At 73.8% G+C, this 16475-nt stretch carries 13 protein-coding genes; all 13 read right to left on the bottom strand.

Annotated elements, in window-relative coordinates; translation table 11 throughout:
- Positions 1-20 precede the first annotated feature (20 nt).
- Entirely contained in the window at positions 21-1172 is a 1152-nt protein-coding gene (ftsY, locus tag VR894_RS15605) for a signal recognition particle-docking protein FtsY (RefSeq protein WP_324653002.1), read from the bottom strand.
- A gap of 76 nt (positions 1173-1248) precedes the next feature.
- Positions 1249-1587 carry a hypothetical protein gene (locus tag VR894_RS15600; RefSeq protein WP_324653000.1) on the bottom strand — a complete coding sequence of 113 codons (339 nt, stop codon included), beginning with the start codon at positions 1585-1587 and terminating at the stop codon, positions 1249-1251.
- Between the two features lie 69 nt (positions 1588-1656).
- Positions 1657-5214 (bottom strand): chromosome segregation protein SMC, encoded by a 3558-nt coding sequence (gene smc, locus VR894_RS15595; protein ID WP_324652998.1) that lies wholly within the window; start codon positions 5212-5214, stop codon positions 1657-1659.
- A 137-nt stretch (positions 5215-5351) separates the two neighbouring features.
- On the bottom strand, positions 5352-5780 hold the full coding sequence (ndk, locus tag VR894_RS15590) for a nucleoside-diphosphate kinase (protein ID WP_324652996.1): 429 nt from the start codon (positions 5778-5780) through the stop codon (positions 5352-5354).
- A 10-nt stretch (positions 5781-5790) separates the two neighbouring features.
- Positions 5791-6207 carry a DUF4233 domain-containing protein gene (locus VR894_RS15585; RefSeq protein ID WP_324652994.1) on the bottom strand — a complete coding sequence of 139 codons (417 nt, stop codon included), beginning with the start codon at positions 6205-6207 and terminating at the stop codon, positions 5791-5793.
- Positions 6208-6237: 30 nt separating this feature from the next.
- Positions 6238-7044: an HAD-IIA family hydrolase gene (locus VR894_RS15580; protein WP_324652992.1), complete on the bottom strand. Its 807-nt coding sequence runs from the start codon at positions 7042-7044 to the stop codon at positions 6238-6240.
- Between the two features lie 212 nt (positions 7045-7256).
- Positions 7257-7916, bottom strand: a complete 660-nt coding sequence (locus VR894_RS15575) for an MBL fold metallo-hydrolase (protein ID WP_324652991.1) — start codon at positions 7914-7916, stop codon at positions 7257-7259.
- On the bottom strand, positions 7913-9034 hold the full coding sequence (locus VR894_RS15570; protein WP_324652990.1) for an S-(hydroxymethyl)mycothiol dehydrogenase: 1122 nt from the start codon (positions 9032-9034) through the stop codon (positions 7913-7915). The genes VR894_RS15575 and VR894_RS15570 overlap by 4 nt, the downstream gene beginning before the upstream one ends.
- Before the next feature lie 88 nt (positions 9035-9122).
- Positions 9123-9800 carry a dihydroxyacetone kinase phosphoryl donor subunit DhaM gene (dhaM, locus tag VR894_RS15565; RefSeq protein ID WP_324652988.1) on the bottom strand — a complete coding sequence of 226 codons (678 nt, stop codon included), beginning with the start codon at positions 9798-9800 and terminating at the stop codon, positions 9123-9125.
- Entirely contained in the window at positions 9797-10444 is a 648-nt protein-coding gene (gene dhaL, locus VR894_RS15560) for a dihydroxyacetone kinase subunit DhaL (RefSeq protein ID WP_324652986.1), read from the bottom strand. The genes dhaM and dhaL overlap by 4 nt, the downstream gene beginning before the upstream one ends.
- A 6-nt stretch (positions 10445-10450) precedes the next feature.
- Entirely contained in the window at positions 10451-11452 is a 1002-nt protein-coding gene (gene dhaK / locus VR894_RS15555) for a dihydroxyacetone kinase subunit DhaK (protein WP_324652985.1), read from the bottom strand.
- Positions 11453-11487: 35 nt separating this feature from the next.
- Positions 11488-13131, bottom strand: a complete 1644-nt coding sequence (locus tag VR894_RS15550) for a folylpolyglutamate synthase/dihydrofolate synthase family protein (protein WP_324652984.1) — start codon at positions 13129-13131, stop codon at positions 11488-11490.
- Entirely contained in the window at positions 13128-16376 is a 3249-nt protein-coding gene (gene ileS, locus VR894_RS15545; protein ID WP_324652982.1) for an isoleucine--tRNA ligase, read from the bottom strand. The genes VR894_RS15550 and ileS overlap by 4 nt, the downstream gene beginning before the upstream one ends.
- Between the last annotated feature and the right edge of the window lie 99 nt (positions 16377-16475).

Raw genomic sequence — 16475 nt, 5'->3', positions numbered from 1 at the left:
GGTGCGCGACCCGGAGGAGCTCAGCTGAGCAGCGCCTCGACGAACTCCTCGGGCTCGAACGGGGCGAGGTCGTCCGCGCCCTCGCCGAGGCCGACGAGCTTGACCGGGACGCCGAGCTCGCGCTGGACGGCGACGACGATCCCGCCCTTGGCGGTGCCGTCGAGCTTGGTGAGGACGATGCCGGTGACGTCGACGACGTCGGCGAAGACCTGCGCCTGCCGCAGCCCGTTCTGGCCGGTCGTGGCGTCCAGGACGAGCAGGACCTCGCTCACCGGCGCCTCGCGGGAGATGACACGCTTGATCTTGCCGAGCTCGCCCATGAGGTCGGCCTTGTTCTGCAGGCGGCCCGCGGTGTCCACGAGCACGACGTCCGCGCCGGTCTCCCGGCCCGTCCGGACGGCGTCGAAGGCGACGGCTGCGGGGTCGGCGCCCTCGCGGTCGGAGCGCACGGTGCTCACGCCCACGCGCTCGCCCCAGGTCTGCAGCTGGTCGGCGGCGGCGGCGCGGAACGTGTCCGCCGCCCCGAGCACGACCTCGAGGTCCTCCGCGACGAGCACCCGGGCGAGCTTCCCGACCGTCGTCGTCTTACCCGTGCCGTTGACCCCGACGACGAGGATCGTGGCGGGGTGCGGCTGTCCGTCGTCGCCCACCCCCTTGGCGGTCCGCAGCGTGCGGTCCATCGCGGGGTCGACGAGCTCGAGCAGCTCCGTGCGCAGGATCTCGCGCACGGAGACTGCGTCCTTGGTGCCGAGCACCTGGACGCGGGTGCGGAGGCGGTCCATGAGCTCGGTCGTCGGGCCGATGCCGACGTCGGCGAGCAGGAGGGTCTCCTCGATCTCCTCCCAGTCCTCCTCCGTGAGGGTGTCGCGGGAGAGGATCGAGAGCAGGGAGCGGCCGATCGTGCCGGACCGGGCGAGCCGGTCGCGCAGCCGCACCATCCGGCCGGCCACCGGGGCCGGCCGCTCGGTCTCGACGGCCGGCGGCTCCTCGACGGTGAGCGTGTCGGTCGCGGCCGGCGCACCCTGCGTGGTGTCAGGGGCGAGGGTGGGCGCCTGCTCCTCCGGAGGAAGCTCCGGCGGGCGGCGCCGGCGCAGGCCCGAGGTGAGGGCCGCGGCCCCGGCGATGAGGAGGACGACGAGGACGGCGAGGATCGCCAGCAGCTGATCGGTCACAACACACCAGTCTGGACCACAACGCGGTGGCGGGGCCAGCGGGGCGGGTGGAGACGGGACTCACCCCACGGGAGGGTCAGGCGTGCGCCTCCGAGGGGCGTCCCTCGCCACGGTCACGCAGCTCCGACGCGCCGGCATGCAGCTCGCGCAGGCGGGTGGCCAGCGGCCCCCCGAGCTCCTCCGGGGTGGTGTAGGCGTTGCCCGGCTCGCTCATGAGGTAGAGGGTCCCCAAGCCCCCGGCGTCGTCCGGGTCCACCGCGTCGGTCCAGGTCAGCTCGTCGCTGCGCCACGCGCGGTACGACTCCCGCACCCACGCCACCCAACCCTCGTCGGGTCGGTGTGCCACGAGCACGGCAGCAAAGGTCCCCGCGGCGCACAGCACCGCCAGCATGGTCACCAGGATCGCCCCCGTCATGCTGGCCATTATCACCCATGGACGACCGAATCGTGCTATTCGATATCTCACCACGCGGGTGTGTCCGGCTCAGGCGCGTGCGCGCTCCTCCTCAGCCAGCCGCTGGCTGATGACGGTCGTCACCCCGTCGCCGCGCATGGTCACGCCGTACAGGGCGTCGGCGACCTCCATCGTGCGCTTCTGGTGGGTGATGACGATGAGCTGGGAGTCCTCACGCAGCTCGGTGAAGATCTCGAGCAGCCGGCCCAGGTTCGTGTCGTCCAGCGCGGCCTCGACCTCGTCCATGACGTAGAACGGGCTGGGCCGGGCCTTGAAGATCGCCACGAGCAGCGCGACGGCCGTCAGGGAGCGCTCGCCGCCGGAGAGCAGGGACAGCCGCTTGACCTTCTTGCCGGCGGGGCGCGCCTCGATCTCGATGCCCGTGGTGAGCATGTCCTCGGGCTCGGTGAGCACAAGACGTCCCTCACCGCCCGGGAAGAGCCGGGAGAAGACGTCCTCGAAGGCGGCGGCGGTGTCGGTGTAGGCCTCGGTGAACACCCGCTCGACCCGCTCGTCGATCTCGCGGACGATCTCCATGAGGTCGGCCCGGGACTTCTTGAGGTCCGCCAGCTGCTCGGTGAGGAAGCGGTGGCGCTCCGCCAGCGCGGCGTGCTCCTCCAGGGCGAGGGGGTTGACCTTGCCCAGCCGGGCGAGGTCGCGCTCCGCGCGCCTGCGCCGCTTCTCCTGCTCCTCCCGCACGTAGGGGACCGGCTCCCGCGGCTCCTCCCCCTCCGGGACGACGACGGGGACGGGGACGTGGGGCCCGTACTCCTCGACGAGCACCTCGGGGTCGATGCCCAGCTCGCTGACGGCCCGCTCCTCGAGCTGGGTGATCCGCAGCCGCTGCTCGGCCCGGGCGACCTCGTCGCGGTGGACGGCGTCGGTGAGCCGGGTGAGCTCCTGGGTGGCCTCCTCGAGCGCGGCACGCACCTCGGTGATCTCCGTCTCCCGTGCGGCCCGCGCCTCCTCCGCCTCCTCGCGGGCGGTGGCCGCGGCCTGGAGGGAGCGGTCGACGACGGCGAGGGCCTGCTCGGCGCCGGCCCGCACGAGCGCCGCGGTCTCGGCCTGTCGCGCGCGGCGCCGCTCCCGCTCGGCGGCCTTGTGGCGGGCGACGCGCTCGGCCTCCGCTGCGCGCTCCAGGGAGGCGGCGCGCCCGGACAGCGCCCCGGCCCGCTCCTCGACCGTCCGCAGGGCGAGCCGTGCCTCGGTCTCCCGGGACCGGGCCGTCCGCGCCGCCTGCGCCGCGCTGTCACGGTCCGCGGTGGCGGCGGTGAGGTCCTCCTCGGTGCGCTCGGGCTCCTGCTGGGCGACCTCGAGCCGACCGAGCAGGTCGGCCAGCTGGCGCTCGTGCTCCTCGCCCGTGGCGACGAGGTCGGCGATCGCGGGGCGGATCCGCTCGGCCTCGGCCTCGGCGGAGCGGGCGGCGGACCCGAGGTGCCCCAGCTGCTCGGCGACGCCGGCGAGCCGGGCGTCGGAGGCGTGGAGGGCGGCGAGGGTCGCGTCGACGGTCTCCCGCGCGCGGGTCACCCGGTCCCGGGCGGCGACGAGCGCGAACCGGGCCTGCTCCGCGCGCGCCGTCGTGGCCGCGAGCTCGGCGACCGCCTCGTCGTGGGCGGCGTGCAGCTCCAGGACGCTGGGTCCGGCGCTGCTGCCGCCGCTGGCGCTCGCGCGGGAGAGCACGTCGCCGTCGCGGGTGACGGCGAGGACGTCGGCGGCGGCGACCGCGGCGCGTGCCGCGGCGAGGTCGTCGACGACGACGGCGCGGGCCAGCAGGGTGCGGACGACACCCCCCAGCTCCTCGCCGACGGTGACGACCTCCCGGAGCCAGCGCCCGTCCGCGGGGGCGGCGCCGTCGTCGTCGGCCGCTGCAGCTGCCCCGGCGACGACGAGGAGGACCTGCCCGAGGTCCTCGTCCCGGGCCCGGCGGATCGCGTCGACGGCGACGTCGGTGGACTCGACGACGGCGGCGTCGGTGTGGGCTCCGAGCACGGCCGCGACGGCGGTCTCGTAGCCGTGCTCGACGCTCAGCGCGTCGGGCAGGGAGCCGCGCAGCCCGGCGAGCCGGTCGGCGGCCTCGAGGAGGGCCCCGGTGCCGTCCTTGCGGGCGAGGGAGAGCTCGAGCGTGTCGCGCCGGGTCTGCCAGGTGCGACGCTCGCCGTCGGCGGCTCGCTCCTCCTCGAGGAGCGCGGCGACGGCGGCCTCCGCGGCGTCCAGCTCCTCCACGGCCTCCTCGTGGGCCTCGTCCAGGCCCTCCTCGCCCTCCTCGGCGCCGGCGACCTGCTGCTCCAGCGCGGTGAAGTCCGCCTGCGCCGTGCGGCTCCGCTCCTCCGCCGCGGCGAGGTTCGCGCGCAGCCGGCCGAGCTCGGCCTGGGCGGCCTCGGCGGCGCTGCGGCGGGCGGCCACCTGCCCGGTGAGCCGGGCGAGACCCTCCCGGCGGTCGGCGACACCCCGGTGGACGGTCGCCAGGGCGCGCTCCGCGTCCCGCTCCACCTCCTCGGCCCGGGTCCGTTCGGCGACGACGGCCGCGAGCGCTGCCCGGGCGTCCTCGACCTCGGTGGCCAGCGCCTGCTCCTCCTCGCGGGCACGGGCGGCGCGAGCCGCGAGCTCCTCGGGGTCGGTGCCGCGGTGCTCCTGCGCCGGGGTGCCGAGCAGGCGGGTGCGCTCCGCGGCCAGGGAGTGCAGGCCGCGGAGCCGCTCGCGCAGCCCGGAGAGGGAGTGCCAGGTGTCGGTGGCCTCACGCAGCCGGGGCGCCGCAGCCGCCGCCTCGCCCTCGAGTGCGGCCAGGCGGGTGCGCGCGGCGTCGGCGGCCGCCTCGACCGCGGCACGGCGCTCGCGCAGTGCCGTCTCGTCGGCGACCTCGCGCTGGAGGGTCGCGGTGAGCTGGACGAGGTCGTCGGCGAGCAGCCGGGCGCGGGAGTCACGCAGGTCGGCCTGGATGACCTGGGCGCGGCGGGCGACGTCGGCCTGCCTGGCCAGCGGGCCGAGCTGGCGCCGGATCTCGGTGGTGAGGTCGGTGACGCGGTCGACGTTGGTGCGCATCGCCTCAAGCTTGCGCAGTGCCTTCTCCTTGCGGCGCCGGTGCTTGAGGACGCCGGCGGCCTCCTCGATGAAGCCGCGGCGCTCCTCGGGGCCGGCGGACAGCACGGCGTCGAGCTGTCCCTGCCCGACGATGACGTGCATCTCGCGGCCCATGCCGGTGTCGGACAGCAGCTCCTGGATGTCGAGCAGCCGGCAGGACTCGCCGTTGATCGCGTACTCCGAGCCGCCGCCCCGGAACAGCGTCCGGGAGATCGTCACCTCGGTGTAGTCGATGGGCAGCAGCCCGTCGGAGTTGTCGATCGTCAGGGAGACCTCGGCGCGGCCCAGCGGGGCGCGCGAGGACGTGCCGGCGAAGATGACGTCGGACATCGACCCGCCGCGCAGCGACTTCGCGCCCTGCTCCCCCATGACCCACGACAGGGCGTCCACGACGTTGGACTTGCCCGACCCGTTGGGCCCGACGACACAAGTGATGCCCGGCTCGAGGTGCAGGGTCGTCGCCGAGGCGAAGGACTTGAACCCTCGCAGCGTCAGCGTCTTCAGGTGCACGGGGGCAGCCTAACGGCGCCGGCGACCGGGACGTGGCACCCCCGCCGGGGGGCTACCGCCTCTCCCCCACCGCCGAGAGCGGAGTTGTGACGGGGCACCGCCGAAACAACTCCGCTGTCGGCGAGGAGAGGGGCGCGTCAGCTGGCGTTCGGGAACCAGAGGCCGATCTCGCGCTCGGCGGATTCCGGGGAGTCGGAGCCGTGGACGAGGTTCTGGATGACCTGCGTCTCCCAGGCGCGGGCGAGGTCCCCGCGGATGGTGCCGGGGGCCGCCGTCGTCGGCTCGGTCGTGCCGGCGAGCGAGCGGAAGCCCTCGATGACACGGACGCCCTCGACGACGGCCGCGACGAGCGGGCCCGAGCCCATGAACTCGACGAGCGGCTCGAAGTGGGGCTTGCCGCGGTGCTCGGCGTAGTGCTCGCCGAGCAGGTCGTCGTCGGCGGTGCGCATCTCGAGCGCGGCGATGCGGTAGCCCTTGGCCTCGATGCGGCGCAGGATCTCCCCGACGAGGGAGCGCTGGACGCCGTCGGGCTTGATGAGGACGAGGGTGCGTTCGGTGGAAGTCACGGGGCCGACCCTACCGGGCCGGCGACGTGCCCTCGGCAACCGCGGGGCCCTCCCCGGCGGCGGCCTCCCGCTCCTCGCGCTCCCGCACGACCCGCTCCGCGTCGATCTGGCCACCGATGCGCAGGGACACGATCCACAGCACGGCGAAGACGCCGCCGACCCCGAACATCGTCGGCAGGAGGATCCCGGTGGCGACGAGCACGAGCTGGAGCATCGAGCCGAGCACGTACCCGACGGCGCCGCGGCGTACCAGCGCACCCGCCACGACCGCCCACAGCATGAGTGCCGCACAGCCCCACAGGAGCGCGGGCACCGGGACGAGCTCGAGGCCGTAGGCGACGAGGCCCGCGAACAGCACGAGAAGGGCCTCGCTGAACAGCAGCGTGGCGGCGAACAGCGCGCGGGCACTGCGGGAGGGACGGCTCATCGCGGTCGATCCTACTCGGCCGGCCACCGGCTACCCGGCCGAGAGCGGGGCGTACTCGGTGACGAGCGGGATGACGTCGGCGATCGAGTCGACCACGCGGGTGGGCACGTACGGGAAGCGGTCCACCTGCTCGGGGCGCGTGGACCCCGACAGCACGAGGATCGTGCGCATGCCGGCCTCGAGGCCGGAGACGACGTCGGTGTCCATCCGGTCCCCGATCATCACCGTGGACTCGGAGTGCGCGTCGATCCGGTTGAGGGCGCTGCGCATCATCAGCGGGTTGGGCTTGCCGACGAAGTACGGCTCGACGCCGGTGGCCCGGGTGATGAGCGCAGCGACGGCACCCGTGGCGGGCAGCTTGCCCTCGTGCGAGGGGCCCGAGGGGTCGGGGTTGGTGGCGATGAACCGCGCGCCGCGGTCGATGAGGCGGATCGCGCGCGTGATGGCCTCGAAGGAGTACGTGCGCGTCTCCCCCAGGACGACGTAGTCCGGGGCGACGTCGGTCATCGTGTAGCCGATGTCGTGCAGTGCCGTCGTCAGGCCCGCCTCGCCGACGACGTACGCGCTGCCGCCGCGACGCTGCCCGTCGAGGAACTGGGCCGCCGCCATCGCCGAGGTCCAGATGGCATCCTCGGGGATGTCGATCCCGCCGGCGAGGAGGCGTGCGCGCAGGTCGCGCGGCGTGAAGATCGAGTTGTTCGTCAGGACGAGGAAGCGCCGGCCGGAGTCGATGAGGGCCGCGATGAACTCGGCGGCACCGGGGATGGCCTGCTGCTCGTGGACGAGCACGCCGTCCATGTCGGTGAGCCAGCTCTCGACGGGTTTGGGGTCGCTCATGCCCCTATGGTGCCCTAGCACCGGGCCACCCGGCGGGCGCGTTCCGCGACCCGCACGCGTGGGTCGCCCCTTTCGTTCGTCGACCGCCCCCTTGAACAGCCCGGCGTGAGCCAAAGGGGCGACACACCCACCGGCGGCTACCCGCGGGCCGATGTCACGGGAGGCACCGGGCAGGCCGGGGGACGTGCGCCGTCGGCGCCGGTGCTGGCCGGTCAGCTCCCGCGGGCGATCCACTCGTCCAGGTGCGGCTTCTCGGCGCCGACGGACGTCGCGTCGCCGTGCCCGGTCAGCACCTCGGTGGACTCCGGCAGGCTGAGCACCCGCTCCCGGATGGACTCGATGATGGTCGGGAAGTCGGAGTACGAGCGCCCGGTGGCACCGGGGCCCCCGTTGAACAGCGTGTCCCCGGAGAACAGCACCCCGCCCTCGCCCAGCTCGGGCGCGTGGAAGCACGTCGACCCCGGCGAGTGGCCGGGCGTGTGCACCGCGGTGAGCGTGACGCCCGCGACGGTGAACTGCTGCCCGTCGGCGATCTCGGCGTCCGCCGTCGAGCCGGGGTAGACCTGCTCCCACAGCATCGTGTCGGCCGGGTTGAGGTGGACCGGGGCGCCCACCTGGCGCGCGACGTCGCGAACGGCGCGGATGTGGTCGTCGTGCCCGTGGGTGAGCAGGACGGCCACGACGCGGCGACCACCGACCGCCTCGACGACGGCCGTCGTGTCGTGTGCGGGGTCGATGACGAGGCACTCGGCGTCGTCGCCGACGATCCACACGTTGTTCTCCACGTCCCAGGTGCCGCCGTCGAGGGAGAACGTCCCGCTGGTGACGAGGTGCTCGACGCGGACGCGGCCGCTGCTGTCGGTGCGGGTCATCGGGCGGCTCCGGTCTGCTCGGGGGCGGTGATCTCGACGACGGAGCGCAGCACCCTGCCGGCCGTCATCTTGGCGAAGGCGGGCTCGACGTCGTCGATGCCGATGCGCTCGGTGACGAAGCCGTCGAGGTCCAGGCGACCGAGCCGGTACTGCTCGACGAGCATCGGGAAGTCGCGCGACGGGAGGGTGTCGCCGTACCAGGCGGACGTGATCGCGCCGCCGCGGCCGAACACCTGGTCCAGCGGGATCTCCCACGTGGTGCCGGGGTCGGGCACCCCGACCAGGACGAGCCGGCCGGCGAGGTCGCGGGCCTCGAACGCCTGGGCGAAGGTGGCGGCGACCCCGACCGCGTCGATGACGACGTCGGCGCCGAACCCTCCGGTGTGCTCGCGGATGGCCGCGACCGGGTCCTGCTCCCGGGAGTTGACCGTGTGGGTGGCGCCGAAGCGCCGGGCGGTGGCGAGCTTGTCGTCGTCGAGGTCGACGGCGACGATCGTCGTGGCACCGGCGAGCGCGGCCCCGGCGACCGCCGCGGTGCCGACCCCGCCGCAGCCGATGACGGCGACCGACTCACCGCGCTGCACCTTGCCGGTGTTGACGGCGGCCCCGATGCCGGCCATGACCCCGCAGCCGAGCAGGCCGAGGGCGGCGTACTGCTCGGGGGCGATATCGCCCTCGATCTTCGTGCACTGGCCCGCGGCGACGAGCGTCTTCTCGGCGAACGCGCCGATGCCCAGTGCCGGTGACAGCTCGGTGCCGTCCTGCAGGGTCATCTTCTGCGTGGCGTTGTGGGTGGCGAAGCAGTACCAGGGTCGGCCCCTGCGGCAGGCGCGGCACTGCCCGCACACCGCGCGCCAGTTGAGGATGACGCGGTCACCGACGGCGACCTCGCTGACCCCCTCGCCGACGGCGGACACGACGCCGGAGGCCTCGTGGCCGAGGAGGAAGGGGAAGTCGTCGCTGACCCCGCCGACCTTGTAGTGCAGGTCCGTCTGGCACACCCCGCACGTGATGACGTCGACCAGTGCCTCACCGGGTCCGGGGTCGGGGACGAGGATGGTCTCGACGGTGGCGGGGGCGTCCTTCGCCCGGACGACGACGGCCCTGACCTCATGCATGGAGATGTTCCCTCTCGGCGACGGCGCGCTCGGGGACGAGCGTCACCGCCACCATAACCAGAGGTTGCTGCGGGCCGCCCGGGCAGCGCTACTCCTCGCCGAAGCGGTCGTCCACGACCTGGGCGACCGCGTCGAGGGCGTGCTCGGCCTGGGGACCGCTGGCACGCACGGTCATCAGCGCCCCACCCGGCAGCCCGAGCCCGATGAGGGCGAGCACGCTGGCCCCGTCCACGCCGTTGACCTCGACGTGGGCGTCGAAGCCGGCAACCAGGCGCGCGAGCATCGCGGCGGGGCGGGCGTGGAGCCCCAGCTCGTTGCGCAGCTCGAGCTCGCGCTCGAGGACCTCCCCACCTGCGGCCCCAGCCGGGGCGTCCTGCTGCGTGGGGGCGAAGGAGCGGGCCGCCCCCTCCGCGGCCCGGCGCACCCCCTCGGCGTCCGCGCCGCCCTGGGCCGCGACGGCGGCGGCGACCGCGCCCTCGACGAGCGGTGCGTCGGCCAGCAGCACCTCGCCGTCGACCATCTCGAGCACGGACTCGGCGGTCATCGTCGCCGAGCCGAGGTCGGTGAGCACGACGACGCCGCTGCCGGGCTCGGCGGTGAGCTCACCGATCGCGGTGAGCACCTTGTCGAAGCTCGTGCCGATCCGGCCGTCGTCGGTCCCCCCGGCCGCGCGGAGCGCGACGTCGGGCGCCATCTGCTCGGCGACCTCGCAGACGCCCCGCGCGAGCTGGTCCGAGTGGGAGACGACGACGATCGCCGTCGTCACGGCCGCGACTCCCCCGCGGCGGCGTCCGCGGCCGCCCGCAGGATGAGTGCGGTGGAGCGGGCGCCGGGGTCGACGTGCCCGGCGGACCGCTCCCCGAGGTAGCTGGCCCGGCCCTTCTTGGCGACCATCGGCTCGGTGGCCTGCGCTCCCGCCTCGGCGGCGTCGGCGGCGGCCTCCAGGGCCGACCGGGCGCTGTCCCCGACCTCGGCCACCCGTCGTGCGGCCGCAGCCGCCGGCGCGAGGGCGTCGACCATGGTCTTGTCGCCGGTGGCGGCCTTGCCGCGCGCGACGACCCCCTCGGCGGCCGCAGCGAGCAGGCCCGCCACCCCGCCCGCGTCCAGCGGCCCCTCGCCCGCGGCGGTCGCCGCGCGCAGGAAGGCTGTGCCGTAGAGCGGGCCGGCGGCTCCGCCCACCGTCGACATGAGCGTCGTGGCGATGAGCTTGAGCACCGCGGCCGGGGTGTCGGGCGCGGCGTCGGCGAGCTTGGCCGTCACCGCGGTGAACCCGCGGTCGAGGTTGTCGCCGTGGTCGCCGTCACCGATGGCCCGGTCGAGCTCCATGAGCTCGATGCGGTTCTCGGCGACGACGCGCTGCGCGAGCTCGGCCCAGCGCAGCACCCAGGTGGTGTCGAGCGTGTCGTCCATGTGTCCTCACATTCCCTGACGGAGTGCCACCGTATGTGCCGGGGCGTCCCACAGCGCGGTGAGCTCCTCGTCCAGCGGCATGACGCTGATGCTCGCCCCGGCCATGTCGAGGGAGGTGACGTAGCTTCCGACGAGGGAGCGGGTGACCGTGACGCCGCGCTCCTCGAGGAGCCGCCGCGCCGCGCCGTAGAGCACGTAGAGTTCGAGCGAGGGCGTCGCCCCCATCCCGTTGACGAAGAGCAGCACGTCCTGGCCCGCGACGTCGCCGAGGTCGGCGAGGACGGGCTCGAGGAGGAGAGCGGCCGTCTCGTCCGCGGGGACCGCGGTCACCCGGCGGCGTCCCGGCTCGCCGTGGATCCCGATCCCGACCTCGACCTCGTCGTCCTCGAGGTCGAATGAGGGCCGCCCGGCGGCCGGCACGGTGGGCGCGGTGAGCGCGATCCCCATGGTCCGCACAGCCGCGGCGGTGCGCTCGGCGACCGCGACGACGGCGTCGAGGTCGTCACCGCGCTCGGCCGCGGCACCGGCGACCTTCTCCACGACGAGGGTCCCGGCCACGCCGCGTCGACCCGCCGTGTAGGTGGAGTCCTCGACCGCGACGTCGTCGGCGACGAGGACGCTGCGGACGGTGAGCCCCTCCGCCTCGGCGAGCTCGGCGGCGACCTCGAAGTTCAGCACGTCCCCGGTGTAGTTCTTGACGATCTGGATGACCCCGGCCCCGCCGTCGGCGGCCTGGACGGCGGCGAGGATCGGCTCGGGACTGGGCGAGGTGAAGACCGCACCGGGGACGGCGGCGTCGAGCATGCCGACGCCGACGAAGCCGGCGTGCAGCGGCTCGTGGCCGCTGCCACCGCCCGAGACGAGCCCGACCTTCCCGCTGACGGCTCCGCCCGCACGTGAGACGAAGAGCGGGTCGGTGCTGGCGGTGAGGATGTCACCGTGCGCGGCGACGAGGCCGGCGACGGACTGGGTGACGACATCCTTGGGGTCGTTGATGAGCTTCTTCACTGCAGCCTCCCTTGGCGTTGTGAGGACGGCGCGGCTCAGCCGCGTCGCAGCAGCAGCCGCGCCTCCCCCACGAGCACCACCGAACCGGTGACGAGGACGGCCCCACCTGGTTCCCCACCGTACTCGGCGCGGGCCGCGGCGAGGTCGATTGCGTCGTCGATTCGTTCGGTGACGTGCACCCGGTCCTCGTCGAAGATGTCCCGGGCGATGACCGCGAGGTCCTCGACGTCGTGCGCGCGGCTCGTCGTGGCGCGGGTGAGCACGATCTCGGTGAGCAGCGGCTCGAGGCCGGCGAGGATCGCCTCGGCGTCCTTGTCCCCCATGACGCCGACGACCCCGACGATGCGCGTGAGGTCGAAGGACTCCTCGAGCGCCTCGCGCAGCGCCTCGACGCCGGCGGGGTTGTGCGCGGCGTCGACCAGCACGGTCGGGCTGGTCCGGACGAGCTCCAGGCGCCCGGGTGAGTCGACGGCCGCGAGCGCGTGCTCGACGACCTCCCCGCTCAGCGCCCCGCCGCCGAAGAAGGCCTCGACGGCGACGACCGCGAGCAGGGCGTTGTGCGCCTGGTGTGCGCCGTGGAGCGGCAGGAAGACGTCGGTGTAGGTCGCCGCCGGCGTCTGCAGGACGAGCATCTGCCCGCCGACCGCCAGCTGGCGGTCGACGACCGACAGGTCCTGCCCGTCGACGAGGAGCCGGGCCTCCAACGCGTGGGCGGCGTCGCGGACCAGGGCCGCGACGTCGTCGTCCTGGACGGCGCTGACGACGGTCGACGCGGGCGTGATGATGCCGACCTTCTCCGCGGCGATCTCGGTGAGGGTGTGCCCGAGCCAGCGCTCGTGGTCGCGGGAGATCGAGGTGAGGACCTCCACCGTCCCGTCCGCGACGTTCGTCGCGTCCCAGCGCCCGCCCATGCCCGTCTCGACGACGGCGACGTCGACCGGCGCGTCGGCGAAGGCCGCGAAGGCCATGACCGTGAAGACCTCGAAGAAGCTCAGCCGCGGACCACCCACCGCGCGGGAACGCTCGTCGACCATCTCGACGTACGGCGCGACGTCCCGCCAGACCCCGACGAAGGCCTCGGGCGCGATCGGCTCGCCGTCGATCGCGATCCGCTCGCGCACACTGCTCAGGTGCGGGGAGGTGAACCTGCCGGTACGCAGCCCGCGCTCGCGCAGCAGGCGCTCGGCGACCCGCGCGGTGGAGGTCTTGCCGTTGGTCCCCGCGATGTGGATGACCGGGTAGGCGCGCTGCGGCTCCCCGAGCAGCTCGAGGACGTCGCGGACCCGGTCGAGGCTGGGCTGGACGTCGTGCTCGGGGGCACGGGTGAGGATCTCGGTGTAGATCCGGTGCACCTCGGTGTCCGCCTGGGCGCGTGCGACCGGGTCGACGGCGACGGTGACGTCCGGTGAGGCGAGGACGTCGTCGACGACGGTCGGGTCCGGACCGCTGAACAGCCCGGAGGTGACGAGCTCCTGGGCGGCACGGTCGTGCTCGGCCTGGACCTCCCGGGCGGCGAGCTCCGCGCTGTCGGGGGTCTGCGCGCTCTCGGCGCGCCCGGCGTCCGCGGTGCCGGGGCCGACGGCCCCGTGCGTCCGGCGGGAGAGCATCTCCCGCCTCGCGTCGTCGGTGCTGTCGTCCGGGGCGTCGCCCCGGTGGTCGCGGTCTACGGGCTCGGTCACGGCTGCACGACCTCCAGGTGGACGGCGGTCTCGTCGGTCGGGCTGACGTCGACCGTGAGGGAGACGGCCAGGGTCTCGTCGGTGACGAGCCCGGCGTGGTTCTCGATCCAGCGGGCGTACCGCCCGGGGACGTCGACCGCCAGGGTGATGCGGTCGGTGACGTGCAGGCCGGCGGCCTTGCGCTCGTCCTGGACCCGGCGCACGAGGTCGCGGGCGAAGCCCTCGGCGAGCAGCTCGTCGTCCAGCGCGGTGTCCAGGACGACGAACCCGCCGGCGTCGAGCACACCCGCGGCCCGCTCGTCGCCGGGCCGGTCCTCGACCTCGGTGGTGAGCGTGTACTCCTGCTCCTCCAGGGGGATGCCGTCGACGACGACGCCGCCGTCGGTCTGCTCCCACGCACCGGAGCGCGCGGCCCTGATGACCCGCTGGACGTCCTTGCCGAGCCGCGGGCCGGCCGCGCGGGCGTTGACGGTGAGCCTGGTGTAGACCCCGTACTCCTCGGCGGCGCCGTCGGCCAGTGACCGCAGCTCGACGCGCTTGACGTTGACCTCGTCGGCGACGAGGTCAACGAAGGGCTTCAAGGCGTCGGCGTCGTCGGTGACGACACGCAGCGCGTGGAGCGGCTGACGCACCCGCAGTCCCCCGGCCTTGCGCAGCCCCAGGGTGGTGGACACGACGTCCCGGACGCGGTCCATCGTGGCGACGAGCTCGTCGGCCGCGAAGGCGTCGTCGAGCACCGGCCAGTCGGTCAGGTGGACGCTGCGGCCTCCGGTGAGGCCGCGCCACACCTCCTCGCTGATGAGCGGGGCGAGCGGGGCCATCACCCGCATGAGCACCTCGAGCGCGGTGTGCAGGGTGTTGACGGCGGCGGCGTCCTCGTCCCAGAAGCGGTCGCGGGACGTGCGCACGTACCAGTTGGTCAGCACGTCGAGGTGCTCACGCACGGCCTGGCAGGCACCGGGGACGTCGTAGGCCTCCATGAGCCGGCGCACCTCGGCGGCCAGCGTCCGGGTGCGGGCCAGCAGGTACCGGTCCATGACCGGGAGCCCGGCGGCCTCCTCGGCGGTGACGGAGCGCCCGACGGTGCCCGCGCCGTCGTTCGCGGCCCCCGCGTACAGCGAGAGGAAGTACCACGTGTTCCACACCGGCAGCAGCACCTGGCGCACGTTCTCCCGGATGCCCTCCTCGGTGACGACGAGGTTGCCCCCGCGCAGGATCGGGGAGGCCATGAGGAACCAGCGCATCGCGTCCGAGCCGTCGCGGTCGAAGACCTCGTTGACGTCGGGGTAGTTGCGCAGCGACTTGCTCATCTTGCGGCCGTCGGAGCCCAGCACGATCCCGTGGGACACCGAGGTGGTGAACGCGGGCCGGTCGAACAGCGCGGTGGCGAGAACGTGGAGGGTGTAGAACCAGCCGCGGGTCTGGCCGATGTACTCGACGATGAAGTCGCCCGGGTAGTGGTGCTCGAACCAGTCGGCGTTCTCGAAGGGGTAGTGGACCTGGGCGTAGGGCATCGACCCGGAGTCGAACCACACGTCCAGCACGTCGGGGATGCGGCGCATCGTCGACCGGCCCGTCGGGTCGTCCGGGTTCGGCCGGGTGAGCTCGTCGACGAACGGGCGGTGCAGGTTCGGCCGGCCGTCGCGGTCCAACGGCAGCCGCCCGAAGTCGGCCTCGAGCTCGGCGAAGGAGCCGTACACGTCGATCCGCGGGTAGGTGGGGTCGTCGCTCACCCACACCGGGATGGGGGTTCCCCAGTACCGGTTGCGGGAGATCGACCAGTCACGGGCGCCGGCGAGCCACTTGCCGAACTGGCCGTCCTTGATGTGGTCGGGCACCCAGGTGATCTGCTGGTTGAGCTCGACCATCCGGTCGCGGAACTCGGTGACGCGCACGAACCAGCTCGTCACGGCCTTGTAGATGAGGGGCTGGCGGCAGCGCCAGCAGTGCGGGTAGGAGTGGTCGTAGGTCTCCTGCCGCACGAGCACGGCCCGCTCGGCCGCCGTGCGCCGGGCCAGCGCGCCGGTGCCGTGCTTGAGGTCGGCGATGATCTGCTTGTTCGCCTCGAAGACGTGGCTCCCCGCGAAGTCGGAGACCTCCGCGGTGAAGCGCCCGCCGTCGTCGACGGGGACGACCGTGCCGATCCCGGCGGCGGCCGAGACCGCCATGTCGTCCTCACCGAAGGCCGGGGCCTGGTGGACGATGCCGGTGCCGTCCTCGGTGGACACGTAGTCGGCGGTGAGCACCGTCCAGGCCCGCTCGCCGAGACCCTCGCGGCCGACGAAGTAGTCGAAGACCGGCGCGTAGCGGCGGCCGGCGAGCTCCTCGCCCGTGACGCGGGCGACGACCTCCGGCTCCTCCCCCAGCTCGCGGGCGTAGGCGGCCACCCGTGCCGCCGCGAGCAGCACCTTCTCCCCCGCCAGCGCGCCGTCGGCGGGCACGACGGTGACGTACTCGACGTCCGGGCCGACGGCGAGCGACAGGTTGGAGGGCAGCGTCCACGGCGTCGTCGTCCAGATGAGGGCGAGCTCGCCGGTCTCCAGCCGCACCCCGACCGTCACCGAGGGGTCCTGCCGCATCTGGTAGACGTCGTCGTCCATCCGCAGCTCGTGGTTGGACAGCGGGGTCTGGTCGTTCCAGCAGTACGGCAGCACCCGGTAGCCCTCGTAGGCGAGACCCTTGTCGTAGAGCTGCTTGAAGGCCCAGATCACCGACTCCATGTAGGAGGGGTCCAGGGTCTTGTAGTCGTTGTCGAAGTCCACCCAGCGCGCCTGGCGGGTGACGTACTCGCGCCAGTCGCCGGTGTAGCGCAGCACCGAGTCCTGGCAGGCCTTGTTGAAGGCCTCGATGCCCATCTCCTCGATCTGGGACTTGTCGGTGATGCCCAGCTCGCGCTCCGCCTCGAGCTCGGCCGGCAGGCCGTGGGTGTCCCAGCCGAAACGGCGCTCCACCCGGCGGCCCAGCTGGGTCTGGAAGCGGCCGACGACGTCCTTGACGTACCCGGTGAGCAGGTGGCCGTAGTGCGGCAGGCCGTTGGCGAAGGGCGGGCCGTCGTAGAAGACGAACTCGTTGCTGCCGTCCTGCCCCGCCGACCGGTTGTCGATCGACGCCTGGAAGGTGCCGTCGGCCTGCCAGTAGGAGAGCACCTGCTGCTCGAGTGCCGGGAAGCTCGGGGAGGTGGGGACCTCGCCGCCGTGCCGCGGGTAGCGCTGGGCGGACGTGGGCTGGGTGGGCTCGGGGGCCATGGGCGGTGGTGCTCCTCGTCGTCGTTCGCGTCGATGCGAGGACGACGACGTACCCGCCCTGGCGGGTCCGCTGCCGCGGTACCACCTCGCTTGCCGCCG

The sequence above is a fragment of the Georgenia sp. H159 genome (genome assembly GCF_035607575.1).
Taxonomy (GTDB): Bacteria; Actinomycetota; Actinomycetes; order Actinomycetales; family Actinomycetaceae; genus Oceanitalea.
This window is presented reverse-complemented; position numbering and strand designations above follow the sequence as displayed.

Excerpts from the sequence above, each read along its gene's own strand:
- VR894_RS15580 (WP_324652992.1), bottom strand. The coding sequence starts at position 7,044 with ATGAGCGACCCCAAACCCGTCGAGAGCTGGCTCACCGACATGGACGGC.
- VR894_RS15570 (WP_324652990.1), bottom strand. The coding sequence starts at position 9,034 with ATGCATGAGGTCAGGGCCGTCGTCGTCCGGGCGAAGGACGCCCCCGCC.
- ileS (WP_324652982.1), bottom strand. The coding sequence starts at position 16,376 with ATGGCCCCCGAGCCCACCCAGCCCACGTCCGCCCAGCGCTACCCGCGG.
- VR894_RS15600 (WP_324653000.1), bottom strand. The coding sequence starts at position 1,587 with ATGACGGGGGCGATCCTGGTGACCATGCTGGCGGTGCTGTGCGCCGCG.
- VR894_RS15585 (WP_324652994.1), bottom strand. The coding sequence starts at position 6,207 with ATGAGCCGTCCCTCCCGCAGTGCCCGCGCGCTGTTCGCCGCCACGCTG.
- VR894_RS15575 (WP_324652991.1), bottom strand. The coding sequence starts at position 7,916 with ATGACCCGCACCGACAGCAGCGGCCGCGTCCGCGTCGAGCACCTCGTC.
- dhaL (WP_324652986.1), bottom strand. The coding sequence starts at position 10,444 with ATGGACGACACGCTCGACACCACCTGGGTGCTGCGCTGGGCCGAGCTC.